The organism is Roseovarius sp. 217, assembly GCF_000152845.1.
GTDB lineage: Bacteria > Pseudomonadota > Alphaproteobacteria > Rhodobacterales > Rhodobacteraceae > Roseovarius.
Map to the genome: position 1 here is coordinate 2827667 of NZ_CH902584.1, position 14897 is coordinate 2842563.

The 14897-nt window shown below is 61.0% G+C and carries 13 protein-coding genes, 1 tRNA gene, 1 pseudogene and 1 other annotated feature; of the genes and pseudogenes, 13 read left to right on the top strand and 2 right to left on the bottom strand.

Translation table 11 applies throughout. The features are described 5' to 3' along the window. Positions 1-3: 3 nt before the first annotated feature. The 6 genes from ROS217_RS13430 (at position 4) to ROS217_RS13455 (ending at position 7626) form a co-directional block, all read left to right on the top strand. Positions 4-861, top strand: coding sequence for an ABC transporter permease (locus ROS217_RS13430; RefSeq protein ID WP_009818312.1), 858 nt, complete (start codon positions 4-6; stop codon positions 859-861). 7 nt (positions 862-868) lie between these two features. After that, a complete protein-coding gene (locus ROS217_RS13435; protein ID WP_009818313.1) occupies positions 869-1675 on the top strand; it encodes an ABC transporter permease in 807 nt (268 codons plus the stop codon). Between the two features lie 4 nt (positions 1676-1679). Then, entirely contained in the window at positions 1680-2450 is a 771-nt protein-coding gene (locus tag ROS217_RS13440) for an SDR family NAD(P)-dependent oxidoreductase (protein WP_009818314.1), read from the top strand. 89 nt (positions 2451-2539) lie between these two features. Then, positions 2540-5059: a cation:proton antiporter gene (locus tag ROS217_RS13445; RefSeq protein WP_009818315.1), complete on the top strand. Its 2520-nt coding sequence runs from the start codon at positions 2540-2542 to the stop codon at positions 5057-5059. A gap of 85 nt (positions 5060-5144) precedes the next feature. Next, positions 5145-5203, top strand: a sequence feature (sul1 is cis-regulatory element that is thought to sense ions involved in sulfur or methionine metabolism; They are found in Alphaproteobacteria). Positions 5204-5266: 63 nt separating this feature from the next. Then, positions 5267-6757 (top strand): SulP family inorganic anion transporter, encoded by a 1491-nt coding sequence (locus ROS217_RS13450; RefSeq protein ID WP_009818316.1) that lies wholly within the window; start codon positions 5267-5269, stop codon positions 6755-6757. 14 nt (positions 6758-6771) lie between these two features. Next, entirely contained in the window at positions 6772-7626 is an 855-nt protein-coding gene (locus ROS217_RS13455) for a universal stress protein (RefSeq protein WP_009818317.1), read from the top strand. A gap of 65 nt (positions 7627-7691) precedes the next feature. Here ROS217_RS13455 and ROS217_RS13460 read toward each other — a convergent pair whose 3' ends face one another. After that, entirely contained in the window at positions 7692-8297 is a 606-nt protein-coding gene (locus ROS217_RS13460; RefSeq protein WP_040650586.1) for a DUF1989 domain-containing protein, read from the bottom strand. Between the two features lie 127 nt (positions 8298-8424). On the opposite strand from ROS217_RS13460, the gene ROS217_RS13465 reads away from it, so the two are divergent. Further along, positions 8425-8500, top strand: a tRNA-Val gene (locus ROS217_RS13465). 437 nt (positions 8501-8937) lie between these two features. After that, entirely contained in the window at positions 8938-9177 is a 240-nt protein-coding gene (locus ROS217_RS23570; RefSeq protein WP_009818319.1) for a CDGSH iron-sulfur domain-containing protein, read from the top strand. A gap of 199 nt (positions 9178-9376) precedes the next feature. Here ROS217_RS23570 and ROS217_RS13470 read toward each other — a convergent pair whose 3' ends face one another. After that, the gene (locus ROS217_RS13470; RefSeq protein ID WP_009818320.1) at positions 9377-10063 is read right to left on the bottom strand and encodes a GntR family transcriptional regulator; all 687 of its coding nucleotides are present in this window, start codon (positions 10061-10063) and stop codon (positions 9377-9379) included. A gap of 126 nt (positions 10064-10189) precedes the next feature. Here ROS217_RS13470 and ROS217_RS13475 point away from each other — a divergent pair, with 126 nt between their 5' ends. The 5 genes and pseudogenes from ROS217_RS13475 to ROS217_RS13495 all read left to right on the top strand — a co-directional run bounded on the left by ROS217_RS13475 (position 10190) and on the right by ROS217_RS13495 (position 14831). Further along, positions 10190-10888: an aspartate/glutamate racemase family protein gene (locus tag ROS217_RS13475; protein ID WP_009818321.1), complete on the top strand. Its 699-nt coding sequence runs from the start codon at positions 10190-10192 to the stop codon at positions 10886-10888. A 21-nt stretch (positions 10889-10909) separates the two neighbouring features. Next, a complete protein-coding gene (locus tag ROS217_RS13480; protein ID WP_254656422.1) occupies positions 10910-12286 on the top strand; it encodes an NCS1 family transporter in 1377 nt (458 codons plus the stop codon). Positions 12287-12367: 81 nt separating this feature from the next. Next, positions 12368-13456 (top strand): annotated as a pseudogene (gene puuE / locus ROS217_RS13485) (allantoinase PuuE); the annotation flags it as partial. A 62-nt stretch (positions 13457-13518) separates the two neighbouring features. Continuing rightward, positions 13519-14016, top strand: a complete 498-nt coding sequence (locus ROS217_RS13490; protein ID WP_009818324.1) for an ureidoglycolate lyase — start codon at positions 13519-13521, stop codon at positions 14014-14016. Continuing rightward, entirely contained in the window at positions 14013-14831 is an 819-nt protein-coding gene (locus tag ROS217_RS13495; protein ID WP_009818325.1) for a bifunctional allantoicase/(S)-ureidoglycine aminohydrolase, read from the top strand. The genes ROS217_RS13490 and ROS217_RS13495 overlap by 4 nt, the downstream gene beginning before the upstream one ends. The last annotated feature ends 66 nt before the right edge of the window (positions 14832-14897 follow it).

Below are 14897 nucleotides of genomic sequence, written 5' to 3' on the forward strand. Positions count from 1 at the left end.
GCGATGGCCATGACACGGGAGAGGGCGCGCGCGCTGCTGTTGATGCCGGCGGGTATCTGGTATGGCGTGCTGCTGCTGTTTCCCTTGGCCGTCGTCCTCGTCTTTTCGTTTGGCGAGAGGAACCCGATTGGTGGCTATGCGCCGGGCTTTACGTTGGAGCAATATGCCAACCTGCCCGCGCGGTTTGCCGCCTTTCGCAACACGCTGACATTGGCGCCGCTGGGCACGCTGGCGGCGCTGATCATTGCCTATCCGCTGGCCTATTATCTGGCGTTGAAGGTGTCGGCGCGCTGGAAGACGACGCTGCTCATTCTGGTGATCGTTCCATTTTGGACCTCGATCCTGATCCGGTCCTATGCGTGGATTTACCTGCTCGGGGGCAATGGTATTCCGGCGCTGCTGGAGGCGGTGGGGCTGGGCGATATTCGCCTGATAAATACGCCCTTTGCGGTGCTGGTGGGGATTGTCTATGGCTATCTGCCGCTGATGGTCTTTCCAATTTACGTCGCATTGGAAAAGCTGGATCGCAGCCTGTTGGAGGCGGCGGCGGATCTGGGCACGCCGCCCTGGCGCAGTTTCCTGCAAATCACGCTGCCTTTGTCGATGCCGGGGGTTCTGACAGGCTCGATGCTGGTGTTCATCCTGCTCACCGGCGAATTCTTGATCCCCGCCATTCTGGGCGGCGGCAAGGTGTTCTTTGTCGGCAATGCGCTGGTCGATCTCTTTTTGCAGTCGCGCAACTGGGCGTTTGGATCGGCAGTAGCTGTGGCGCTGATCGTGATCATGTTGATCGTTGTCGCGCTCTATAGCCGGGCGGTCCGCCGTTTCGGGGCAGGCCGCGACGATGTCGGGCTGATGTGAGGGTGCCATGAGAGCCTATGCCATCGCCGTCTTTGTGTTTCTGTACCTGCCCATCGGGATCATTGCGCTGTTTTCGTTTTCCGCCGGGCGGTCGGCGAGTTCGATGCAGGGGTTTTCGACCGAATGGTATGGCCGCGCGCTCAGCAATCCCTTTGTGATGGAGGCGCTCTGGACCTCGATCAAGGTGGCGTTTCTGTCGGCCGTTCTGGCGACGGTTGCGGGGACCATGGCGGCGCTGGCGCTCACAGGTATGCGGGGGCGGTTGCGGGTGTTCTTCGACACGCTGGTGCAGGTTGCGGTGATGATCCCCGGCATCGTTATCGGGATTGCCACGCTTATCGCGCTGGTGACGGTGTTTGATCTGATAAATCCGTGGCTTGAGACTGTGATGGGCCGCAGGCTGTCGTTGGGCATGGGGTCGCTCATCGGGTTGCATGGCATGTTCACCATGTCGCTGGTGGTCTTGCTGGTGCGCGGGCGGCTTGAGAGTTTCGATCGCGCGCAAATCGAGGCCTCTGGCGATTTGGGGGCCGGTCCGGTGGCGACCTTTGTGCAGGTAACGCTGCCGCAGATCGCACCGGCGATTCTGGCGGGGTTTCTGCTGGCCTTCACCTTCAGCTTTGACGATTTCATCATGGCCTTCTTTGTCGCGGGGTCCGAGACGACCCTGCCGATCTATATCTTTTCGTCGATCCGCCGAGGCGTGACGCCTGAAATCAACGCAATTGGCACGATGGTGATGGTCGCATCGCTGACCATGCTGATTATCGCGCAGGTGCTGTTGCGGCCCGGTGCCGTGCGGGCCGGGCGCTGATCGGATGCAGGAGACAGGCATGCTCAAGGATCGTATCGCGCTGGTGACGGCGGCAGGGTCGGGAATTGGCCGGGCCGGGGCTATTGCGATGGCCCGCGAAGGGGCGGTGGTCATTGTCACCGATCTGGATGGCGAATTGGCGCAGGAGACCTTGGCGCAGATCGAGGCGGCAGGTGGTCGGGGGGCAGCCTTTGCGCTTGATGTGGCAGAGGATGCGGACTGCACCGCGATGGTCGCGCAGGTGGTGGCGGATTGGGGGCGGATCGACATCCTGCACAGTCATGCGGGCATCCAGATTCCCGGACGGGCCGAAGATGTGACACCCGCACAGATGGACGCCGCCTGGAAGCTGAATGTGCGGGCGCATTTCGTGTTGGCGCGGGCGGTCATTGCGCCGATGCGCGCGCAGGGCGGCGGATCGGTGATCGTGACTGCGTCAAACTCGGGCTGCCAGTATGATCGGGGCATGGTGTCCTATGCCACGACCAAACATGCCGCCGTGGCGATGGTCAAACAGATGGCGGTGGATTACGCGGCTGAAAATATCCGCTTCAACGCGCTTTGCCCCGGCTTTGTCGACACGCCTTTCAACGCCGGGTTTGAGACACAGATGGGGGGGCGCGAGGCGCTCGAATCCTATGTGGCAGGTTCAATTCCGATGGGGCGATGGGCGAATGTCGAAGAAATCGCGCATGGGATCGTTTATCTGGCCTCGGCCCGGTCAAGCTTTGTGACCGGACTGGCGCTTGTGATCGACGGCGGCGAGATGCTTTAGGCGGCAGTTTGCTGGGACCGTGTTAAAAGTCGTCGCCGATCCCCGAACCTCTGATTTCCAATGTCAGATATTCAAGCTATTTCAGAGATATGGATATCGTTCTTGTCACCACAATCATTGCGTCGCTGTTTTTGGTGATTGCCGCTGCTGATCCTTTAGCCGCGCGTCTCCGGCTGCCCTATACCGTGATTTTGGCCTGTCTGGGCATGATGATCGGCGTTGCGTCGATCTTTTTCCTGCGCACCGAGTTGACCGATGCGCTCAATCCGGTGGCCGAAGCGATTCTGGGCCTGCCGATCCGCTCAAATGTTTTTCTCTATGTGTTCCTGCCGACGCTGCTGTTTCAGGTGACGCTGGGGGTCAATCCGAGGCGGATGATGGATGATTGGGTGCCTATTCTGGTGCTGGCGGTCGTCGCGGTTGTGGTGGCGACGCTGGCGGTCGGCTATGCGCTGGCATGGGCGAGTGCGCTGCCGCTGGTAGTCTGTTTGCTGATCGGCGCGATTGTCAGCACGACGGACCCTTCGGCTGTGGTGGGTATATTCCGCTCGATTTCGGCACCGCGACGATTGGCGCGCATCATCGAGGGCGAGAGCCTGTTGAACGATGCGGCCGCGATTGCGCTGTTTGGTCTTTTTATGGGGTTTGTCATGCTGGGCGTGCCGGACCCCAGCTTTCAGGATGCCCTCTCGCAATTTCCGGTGCTGATTGCTGGCGGCGCGCTGGCAGGCTGGGTGGCTGCACGCATTGCGGTGCGGATCATGGCACTGATGGCGCGGTATGAGTTGGCGGTGATTTCGGTCTCTGTGGCGCTGCCCTATCTGGCCTATATCGGCGCGGAACAGAGCATCGGGGCCTCGGGGGTTATCGCGGTCGTGGCAGCGGGGCTGACGCTCAATCTGACGGGTCCGGCGCGCCTGCCGCCTGCGGTCTGGGGCAACCTGCGCGAGGTATGGGACCTCTTGGCGCATTGGGCCGGGGCGCTCATCTTTATTCTCGCGGCGCTGCTGATCCCCCGGCTGCTCGAAGAGGTGCGGGCGGGAGATTTCATTCTGATCGCCGTGGTGATTGCGGCGGCGGTGGCTGCGCGCGCGGTGATACTCTTTGGGCTGATGCCGATCCTGAGCAAGTTCAAGCTGTCGCCGGTGGTCGAGCGACCGTATCGCGTCGCCATTCTTTGGGGCGGGCTGCGGGGGGCGGTTACGCTGGCACTCGCGCTGGCAGTCACCGAGAGTTTCCGGGTGCCCCCCGAAGTCAAGCGGCTCGTGGGTATTCTCGCAACCGGCTTCACTCTCTTTACGCTGCTTGTGCAGGGGACGACGTTGCGCTGGGTGATTGGACGGCTCGGGCTGGATCGGCTGTCGCCGCTCGATCAGGCGCTCAGCAATCAGGTGATCGCGGTGGCCTTGCAAACTGTGCGGGAAGACGTGGCGCGGACGGCCGAGAATTACGAGTTGACGCGTGAGACGGTGCGGTCCGAGGCCAAGCGTTTTGCTGCGCGACTGGACGGTGCCGTACAAACCGCTGAGGCGGACCGTGCAATTCAGGACCGCGACCGGATCACACTGGGGTTGATCGCGCTGGCAGGGGCAGAGCGAGACACAATTCTTGCGCGGTTCCGAGAACAGGCGATTTCGGCCCGCCTATCGGAACAGATCCTGACCGAAGCCGATCGGTTGATCGAGGCGGCACGGTCTGGTGGGCGGACTGGCTATCAGCGGGCCGCCCGGCGCAGCCTGCGCTATGGCCGAAGCTTTCGGGCGGCGGTGATCCTGAACAACCGGTTGCGGATTTCAAGGCCTTTGGCGCTGATGACCGCGGATCGGTTCGAGGTGCTCTTGTCTCAACGCCTGATCCTGCGCGATCTGAGCGGGTTCATCGACGGGCGTATTCGGCGCATTCACGGCAAGCGGGTGGCGGACCTCTTGCACGAGTTGCTCGGGCGACGGCAAGAGGCTGTGGAAACTGCGCTGGAGGGGTTGCGGCTCCAGTATCCCGGTTATGCTGAGGAATTGGAGCGGCGGTTCATCCGACGCACTGCGCTACGTCTGGAGGAGCGGGAATACGGAATGCTGCGCGAAGACGGGTTGATCGGCGCGGAATTGCATGTGGCGCTGATGCAGGACATCGCGGCGCGCAGATTGAGTGAAGAACAACGGCCCAAGCTGGACGTGGCAGTGCAGAAAGCGGAACTTGTCCGGCAATTTCCGCTCTTTGCGGATCTGGACGAGCGCAGCCTGCGACAGCTGACGCGCGCCTTGCGCACGCGGTATGTCAATGAGGGGGATGTGATCCTACGCAAGGATTCGCCCGCGCGCAGCGTGTTTTTCATTGCGTCGGGCGCGGTGGAATTGGCGGTTGCCGGTCAGACATGGCGCTTGGGTCGCGGCGAGATGTTTGGACAGATGGCGATTCTGATGCAGAAACCGCGCCGCACCGGGGCAACGGCGATTTCCTCGTCAACCCTGTTGGTGCTGGACGAGGCGCGTTTCCGACGGTTGCTCAAGCGCAGTGCGGGCTTGCAGGAGGCAGTGCGTCAAAGTGCCAAGGCGCGTGGTGTGAAGACCGAGTCCTTCATCATTCCAGAGTTGATCGCCACACAAGACTAAGAGGATGGCAGGCCGGGTTCTGTTGCATTGCGGCGAAAATGGCTTGGCATCCGGGAGCAAGGTCGTTAAACGCCGCTTGTAATCGCATGGACCCCGGGTGCAAGCCCCGGGTGGCTCTTCCGGCCGCCTATCCGCCGGATCATTGAAACCTATCAAAATGCACAATCGGGCCGGGTTTCGGGTGGCCGAATCAGGGACGGATTTCACATGATTTCAATAGATGCCTATCGGGCACAATGGTTTGGCAATATCCGGGGTGATTTGCTGTCGGGTCTGGTGGTGGCGCTGGCGCTGATCCCCGAGGCGATTGCCTTTTCGATCATTGCAGGCGTGGACCCCAAGGTGGGGCTCTATGCGTCCTTTTCGATTGCCGTGATCACCGCGATCACCGGCGGGCGGCCCGGTATGATTTCCGCCGCCACGGCGGCGACGGCGGTGCTGATGGTGACGCTGGTGCGCGATCACGGGCTGGAATACCTGCTGGCGGCGACGGTGCTGGCGGGGCTCCTTCAGATCGGGATGGGGGTGCTGCGGCTGGGGTTTGTGATGCGCTATGTGTCGAAATCGGTGATGACCGGGTTCGTCAATGCGCTCGCCATTCTGATTTTCATGGCGCAATTGCCGGAGCTTGATCCGCGTTCGGTGACGTGGATCACCTATGTTCTGGTCGCGGCGGGGCTGGCGATCATCTACCTTTTCCCGCTTGTGACCAAGGCGGTGCCCTCGCCCCTGGTGACGATTCTTGTGCTGAGCGCTGTCACTCTGACGCTTGGCCTCGATGTGCGCACGGTGGGGGATATGGGCGCGCTGCCCGATACGCTGCCGGTGTTTTTGATCCCGGACATTCCGCTGACCTTTGAGACCTTGATGATCATCCTGCCCTATTCGGTGGCGGTGGCGGTCGTGGGCCTGCTGGAAAGCCTGATGACACAGAACATCGTCGACGATCTGACCGATACCAAATCCAATCGCTCTCAGGAAATGATTGGGCAAGGGTTGGCCAATAGCGCCACTGGCTTTATCGGCGGGATGGCGGGCTGTGCGATGATCGGTCAGTCGATCATCAACGTCAAATCCGGCGGGCGCGGGCGGCTTTCGAGCTTTGTGGCGGGGCTCTTTCTGCTCGTCCTCGTGGTGGGGCTTGGCGATCTGGTTAGTCTCATACCGATGCCCGCCTTGGTGGCGATCATGATCATGGTGTCGGTGGGCACGTTTTCCTGGTCGTCGATCAAGAACCTGCGCGAGCATCCGCGCTCGTCCTCGGTCGTGATGATCGCGACGGTGGTCACGGTGGTCTATACCCATAATCTCGCCATCGGGGTGCTGGTGGGCGTGCTTTTGTCGGGCATCTTCTTTGCCGCCAAGATCGCGCAGCTTTTCCGGGTCACCTCTGAAACTTCCAAGGATGGGCGCGAACGCATTTACCGGGTCGAGGGGCAGCTGTTCTATGGCTCGGTGGAGGATTTCATGAGGGCCTTTGATTTCCGAGAGGCATTGGAGCGGGTCGTAATCGACGTGAGTGCGGCGCATATCTGGGATATTTCGTCGGTTCAGGCGCTCGATATGGCGGTGCTGAAATTCCGTCGGGATGGGGCAGAGGTGGAAATCCGGGGCATGAATGCGGCCTCTGAGACACTCGTGGACAGGCTGGCCGAGCATAACAAGCCGGGGGCCATCGACAAGTTGATGGCGCATTGAGGGAGGAGAGAGACATGACAGACAAGATCATCGCCTTGGTGGATGGCTCGATATATTCGGCCTCGGTCTGCGAACACGCAGCGTGGATTGCGCAGCGCACCGGCGCGCCGGTGGAGTTGTTGCATGTGTTGGGGCGGCGCGAAGGGGTAGAGACCTCTGATCTCTCAGGCTCGATCCGGCTGGGTGCGCGCACGGCGCTATTGGAAGAACTGGCAGCCTTGGATGCACAGCGCGCCAAGCTGGTGGCGCATCGGGGTCGCGCCATTCTGGAGGATGCGCGCGCCCTGCTGGAGGCAGCGGGGGTGCGTGAGATCACGACGCGGCTGCGCCATGGAGATATCGTCGAGACGGTCGCCGAGGTCGAACATGAGGCGCGCGTGATCCTGATCGGCAAGCGCGGCGAGGCGGCGGATTTTGCCAAGGGGCATCTGGGATCGAATCTTGAGCGGATCGTGCGCGCCTGTCACAAGCCGGTGGTCGTGGCGGCCCGCGCGTTTCGGCCGATTGATAGGGTCTTATTGGCCTATGATGGCGGCACCTCTGCGATGAAGGAGGTGGATCACATCGCGCGCAGCCCGCTCTTTGCCGGGCTCAAGTTGCATGTGGTCACGGTGGGCACGGCCACGCCCGAGGTGAAGAAGGGGCTCGAGGATGCGTGCGCTTTGCTTGCGGCGGCGGGGATTGTGGCGGAGACCGAGGTGATCGCAGGACAGCCCGAGACCGCGCTTGGCAAGTTGGTGGAGGCCGCCGGTTTCGACATGGTGGTGATGGGTGCCTATGGGCACAGCCGCATTCGCAGCCTGATCATCGGCTCCACAACGACCGAGATGGTGCGCTCGTGCAAGGTTCCGGTTGTGTTGCTGCGCTAGGCTGTTTTGGCTTTGAGTCGGCAAAGCGCCACGCAAGGTCAAGACCGCCCTCGGGGATGCCCGCCTCAGCGTCCCAAGATCTCGAAATGCGCCTCGGTCGGCATGCAGGCGGCACCGTTGATTGGCAGGATGTCCTGCGGGCAGGCCGACATCGCCACCACACAGTCCATCACCGCGCGCAGCACGACATGATCGCCCGGTTTGCTGAGCGGTGTGCCCCAAGAGGTGTGCCCCTCGGGGTCGACGGGAATATTCATCCAGAGGTTCAGCGGGCTGGGGGTCTCGGGGCTGCAAAGTCCCAGTTGGCGCAGGGCGGCGTGCAGGTTGTCGGTGCAGTTGTCGTGATAGTCGGTGCAGCCCAGAAGGCCGTAGCGATAGTCATCGCAGGCGGCAATCAACGTATCGTGCCGGCCCGGTGAGCTGTCCTCTTCGAACATCAGGATCGGGCGGCGGCGGTTGGTCACAAGCGCATCGCCGGCCGTGGGAAAGATGCGGCCCAAGGTGGGGCGGATATGCTCCATCGACATGAATTCGCCCATATCATCGGCGCTGAAGGCCCAGGTATCCACCACCTGCGCACCATGGGTGTTGACGATGCGAATGGCCTCTCCCGCATTCAGACGCGTGGCCTTGCCGCGACGCGCAGGGATCATGTGGAGGGTGGGGGACATGGGTGGGCCTTTCCTGTCAGTTTGATGCGCAGGCTAGCAGGTTCCCACACAGAGCCAAGGCTGATTTACAGAGCTGCGATCAAACCCTCTTGCGCGCGCGGAACCGCTTGGGTATGACGCGCAACACGGGTGATTAGCTCAGTTGGTAGAGCGCTTCGTTTACACCGAAGATGTCGGGAGTTCGAGTCTCTCATCACCCACCATCCCAACCTCTTGATCTTGCTAATGTATTGAATGTAATTGCTTACATGGCTTCAACTGGTGTGTTGAGGCGGTACATCAGAGCTGTGCGGTCACTTGATCCTGTCAAGGTCAATGACGGCAATAGGCTTTGGTTCAGCTTTGCTTTGGACATCTGAGATCGCGTGACGGGTAATTGAGGATGTCATTGGAATCGCGCGGTTTCAGTGCGGATTACGATCGCCGTGAGTTATCCGAGGTTCTCTTTCCAAGATGTGTCGCGCAAGGAGTGAGCGCTTGAGATACATATCGGACCAGTAGAGCGGGTGTTTGAACCGCTCGAACAGGCCTCTTGCGGGAGACATGAGCCAAGCGGCACATGCGGGATGAGCGATCATGTCTTCACTCGGGACCGTTTCGGTTTATCTCTGCTGAAGGATCTCAGGAGGACAGGCATTTCATGACCAAACCGATCATCGCGCAAAAGGCTCCGTATCCCGTAGAGGTTGAAGATGGGAAAACCTATTTCTGGTGTGCATGTGGCCAGAGCAGCAAGCAGCCGTTCTGTGACGGTAGCCACAAGGACACAGGCATCGCGCCTGTCAAATATGTGGCTACCACGAGTAAACGTGTGTTCTTCTGTGGGTGCAAGCACAGTGACACAGCACCTCTGTGTGATGGATCGCACGGCAAGCTCTGAGGCAATGGCCGGCTCTTTTGGAAGACGGTAAGCGGGAGATCACTGACCTTGGCTGTGCTTGTCCCGAGGAAGGTAGCGGACGCTGTAATTCGTTCTTGATTGCAGCAGGCGGAGGGGGGCTCTGCCGGTGACACTAGTCGGTGCATGCGCTTCTCCTTGCCCAAAGGTCCATCGCTTGGCCAGACGTCAGGCCTTTGCCTCAGCGCCCGGTACGGGAGGATGGAAAGATCATCGAGAGTGGCCCGACCTTTGGGGCTTCGTCGCCGAATTCGATTTCGCCTTCGATATGGCGCAGGTGGTAATCGACCATCTCTTGTGCTGTGACCGCGTCACGGTCGGCGACGCTCTGGACGATCCTTACATGTTCATCGTCCGAGCAGAGACTTGCGGATTTAGAGCCATAAAGCCCGATGATGAGCGACGTGCGCATGGTCAGTTCCGCTAGGTAATGTTCCAAGACGGAATTTCGCCCGATCCGGGCCAGCAACATGTGAAAGTCGCGTGAGGCGCGAATCGCCTTCGAGCGGTCATTCTGCTGCCGGATCTCATCCTCAGTCGCGAGATGCGCGCGCAGATTGGCAATATCGGCCTCGTCGGCGCGGCGCACCACATTGCGGATGATCGTGACCTCGATAGCGCGCCGCGCCTGAAACAGGTCGCGTGCCTCGTCCTCAGAAGGGGTGGATACAAACGCCCCTCGGTTGGGGATCAGATCGACTACGTGATAGGCCGCAAGAATTGCAAGTGCCCGGCGTACATGTGCGCGATTACAGGAAAAAAGGTCGCTCAGCGCCTGTTCTCCCAGTTTCGTTCCAGCCCGAAGCCGCTGATCCGAGATGGCATCCAGCACATGTTCGACCAGCACATTTTCCGGGGTGTCTGACATACGGCGCTCCATTCCTTGATTACGGGAAAACTTACATTTTCAGACAACAAAATCGACCGGAAAAATTGTTTGTTTTAATTGTTAACAATTTATGTTAATCAAGTTTTAATTCAAGTGGAGGAGCCTATGAAAATTTTTGTCATCAACCCGAATTCGACCACGAGCATGACGGACAAGATTGCGGCCTCCGCGCGGGCCGTCACAGCTGCCGGTGTCGTGATCGAGGCGCGCTCGGGCGTAGGCGCCCCTGCCAGCATCGAAGGCCATTACGACGAGGCGATGGCCGTGCCGCGCCTGCTCGATCAGGTCCGTCAAGCCGAGGCGCAGCATGCCGACGCGATTGTCGTGGCCTGTTTCGACGACCCTGGCATCGGGGCCTGCCGCGAAATTGCCAGCGGGCCCGTGATTGGCATCTGCGAGGCGGCGGTCAAGGCCGCGAGCATGGTCGCCACCTCCTTCAGCGTGGTCACGACCCTGCCGCGCTCGATCCCGATCATCGAAGACCTGGTGCGACGCTACGGTTTGGATCACCAATGCCGCCGCGTGCGGTCGGCGGCGATCCCGGTGCTGGCCCTGGAAGAACCCGGATCGAACGCGCGCCAACTGGTGCGCGCCGAAATCCTCAAGGCGATCGAGGAGGATCGTTGCGAGGCCGTGGTTCTTGGTTGTGCCGGCATGGCGGACCTTGCCGCATGGCTGACAGAAGAAACTGGAATCCCCGTGATCGACGGTGTCACCGTCGCCACAAAATTCGCCGAGGCCTTGGTAGGGGCCGGCATCAAGACCAGCAAGATCGGCGCCTACGCGCCACCAAACCCGAAATAATGCATCTCAGGGAGGAGAGACATGACAATTTCAGATACAAACCGGGGTGTTTTGCAGCATGACGGGCACATGCCCGAGGTGATCGAACATAAAGGCATTGGCGAGGAATCGCTGGCCCCGCAGAAAACGCGGATCATGGACCCTTGGTCCTATCTCTTTGCCTGGCTTGGCGGCTGCGTTTCCATCGGCACCTTTACCATCGGCTCTGGCCTCGTGGGCACGCTCAATCTGGTGCAGGTGTTTCTGGCCATCGCCATCGGCTGCACCGTGATCGGCCTTGCGCTGATGATCAACGGGGCGCCGGGGCATAAATATGGCATCCCGATGATGGTGCAGGTGCGATCCGCCTTCGGCTTTTCCGGCTCACGCATCCCGGCACTGGTGCGCTCGGTCCCGGCGCTCGTCTGGTTCGGGTTTCAGAGCTGGATCGGTGCGGGCGCGCTCAATCTGGTGAGCGAGACGCTGTTTGGCTATTCCAATATCGTTGTGTTCTTTGTCGGGTTTCAGGCGCTGCAAATCATGCTCTCGGTTCTGGGCTTTCACGGCATCAAATGGCTCGAGAATATCGGCTCCGTCTTCATAATCGGCGCACTGATTTACATGTTCACCTCTGTCATCGGCAAATATGGCGATGAAATCAGCACCAATCTGATCAATGTCGAAGGCACATGGGGCGCGCCGTTCTGGGGGGCGACCATGCTCTTTCTCGGCATTTACGCCACGATGATGCTCAACGTCTCGGACTACAGCCGAGAATTGCGGCAGGATGTCGGGCGGGTGCGCCAAGTGGTGATCTATGCCAACTCGATCCTGCCCGCGACACTCTTCATGGGGTTGATCGGCCTCATGGTTTCGAGTGCAACAGGCGAGGTTGACCCCATCCGCGTCTTTTCGAACGCGGTCGACAACAAGCTGCTGCTCGTCGTCACGCTGCTTTTCATCGCCTTTGCGCAGGTCACGACCAATATTCTCAACAACGTCGTGCCGCCCGCCTATGCGCTGATGGATGTGTTCAAACTCAGCTACAAGACCTCTGCCGTTGTGGTTGGGCTGCTGGCTTTTGGCACCTTTCCTTGGGAATTGGTCAAGAATGAATCCGCCGCCGGTCTCAATCTCTTCATCCAGACCTACAGCGCCTTCTTGGGGCCGATCTTTGCGATCCTCGTGGTGGATTACTATGTCCTGCGCCGCCAGACGCTTGATCTTGAGAAACTCTATGATGAGAGCGGTGATTATGCGGGCTACAACCCCGCCGCCCTCATCGCCATGGCGGTGGGTGTGGTCGCGGCGCTGACCTTCTCGGGCGTCTCTTGGTATGCCAGCCTGATCCCGGCGGGTGTCACCTATTACCTGCTGATGCGGCACCTGCCCGCCGCGCGCCGGTTTCTCGACCGCTGAGGCGCTTCAGACAGGGGCAGGGGGCCAATCGCCCCCTGTCCTTGCGTTTCTTTCCAAACCACGATCTCCGGAGTTGATGACATGATCCGCTATCCCCGAGATTTGCGCGGCTACGGCCCCCAAACGCCCGATCCGAAATGGCCCGGCGGGGCGCGCATCGCGGTGCAATTCGTGCTCAACTATGAGGAGGGCGGCGAGAACTGTCTCTTGCACGGCGATGCCGCGTCAGAGGCGTTTCTGTCGGATATTCCGGGGGCCACGCCTTGGCCTGGACAACGTCATTGGAACATGGAGTCGGTCTATGACTACGGGGCGCGCGCCGGGTTTTGGCGGCTGCACCGTCTGTTCACCGGGATGGCGATACCGCTGACGATTTACGGCGTCGCCTCAGCCCTCGCGCGCAGCCCCGAACAGGTGGCCGCCATGCAAGAGGCAGGCTGGGAAATCGCCAGCCATGGCCTGAAATGGGTCGAGCACAAGGACATGCCCGAGTTCGAGGAACGCGCCGCCATCGCCGAGGCGGTGCGCCTGCATACCGAGGTCACGGGCACCCGCCCGCGCGGCTGGTATACGGGGCGGTGCAGCGCCAATACCGTGCGCCTTGTCGCCGAAGAAGGCGGCTTTGATTACATTTCCGACTGCTACGACGATGACCTGCCGCATTGGCGGGAATTCGGCTCGCGTGATCAGTTGATGATCCCGTACACGCTCGAATGTAACGACATGCGTTTTGCCGCCTCGCCGGGTTGGGTGACGGGCACAGATTTTGAGACCTACCTCACCAATACCTTCGACACGCTCTATGCTGAAGGGCAGGCGGGCGCGCCCAAGATGATGACCGTGGGCTTGCATTGCCGCCTCATCGGCCGACCTGGCAAGATCGCGGGCCTGCGCCGATTTGTCGACCATGTGCAGCGCCACGCGGGCGTCTGGTGCCCGCGCCGGATCGACATTGCCGAGCATTGGGCGGCCACCCATCCGCATACCCGCCGGGAACGACCCAGCCAGATGGAGCGCGGGCGATTTGTCGAGCTGTTCGGCCCGCTGCTGCCCGCGCCATGGATCGCGGATCGTGCATGGCAGATAGAGTTTGGCCCGGCACATGACAGCGCAGTGGGGCTGCTGAGCGCCTTTGTCCGGGTGTTGCGACAGGCGACGCCGGCAGAGCGCGGCGAGCTGACCTGCGCCGCGTTTGAGGCGCAAACCCTGCCCCGGTTGCAGGCACTTTTGCCATGACCGCCGCGTGCCTCATGGCCCAACCGCTGACCGCCGCCGCCTTTGCCCCTTACGGCGATGTGCTCGAGGTGGCGGGCACGCCTGACCGGATGATCAACGCGGGGCTATGCGGGCGGTTTCACGACCGTGCGCGGCTTGAATTTGTCGACGGCCGCGCCGGGATCAGTCTTTTCGATGCCGAGGCCCGGCATCTGCCCTATGCGCTCGACCTGATGGAGCGGCACCCGTTGGGCTCTCAGGCGTTTATCCCGCTCGACGGTGTGCCGATGCTGATCTGCGTGGCGGCGGATGACGGTGGGCGACCTAGCGAAGTGCGTGCTTTTCTCAGCCAGCCGGGGCAGGGGATCAACCTTCTGCGCAGCGTCTGGCACGGCGTTCTGGCCCCCATCGGGTGTGCGGGGCGCTATGCCGTGATCGACCGGATCGGGCCCGGCGACAATCTTGAAGAAGTCCGCTTCGACCAGCCTCTGACCATAGAAGGACCGCGCCCATGACCAAGCGCCGCTATTATGCCCCCGAGGGCGGCCTGCCGCCGCAGACCCAGCTTTTGACTGGCCGCGCCGTCTTTACCGAGGCCTATGCCGTGATCCCGCGTGGCACCATGAGCGATATCGTGACCAGCTATCTGCCCTTCTGGGACAAGGCGCGGTTCTGGGTGCTGGCGCGACCGCTTTCCGGCTTTGCCGAAACCTTCTCGCAATATATCGCCGAGGTGCAGCCGGGCGGCGGCTCGGATTACCCCGAGACCGAAGCGGGTGTCGAAGCCACACTTTTCATTGTCGAAGGCGCGCTGCGGCTGACATTGGACGGGCAGGCGTATGAGATGACCGAGGGCGGCTTTGCCTATATCCCGCCGGGCATCGCCTGGACGCTGCGCAATACCTCCGACAGGCCCGTCAAATTCCACTGGATTCGCAAGGCTTATCAAGCGGTTTCCGGTCTCGATCATCCCCCGGTGATGGTCGTGAACGAAAACGACATCGCCCCGGTGCCGATGCCCGACACCGATGGGGGATGGGCCACGACACGGTTCATGGACCCGGCCGACCTGCGCCACGATATGCATGTCACTGTCGTGACCTTTCAGCCCGGCGCGGTGATTCCCTTTGCCGAGACGCATGTGATGGAACACGGGCTGTATGTTCTGGAGGGCAAGGCGGTCTACCGGCTCAATCAGGATTGGGTTGAAGTCGAGGCCGGCGATTTCATGTGGCTGCGCGCCTTCTGCCCGCAGGCCTGTTATGCGGGCGGTCCGGGACCGTTCCGCTATCTCCTCTACAAGGATGTGAACCGGCATATGGCGTTGTGATGCGGGGGCGCTGCCCCCGGACCCCCGAAGTATTTCGGGCCAGATGAAACATCAGAGAAAATCCAG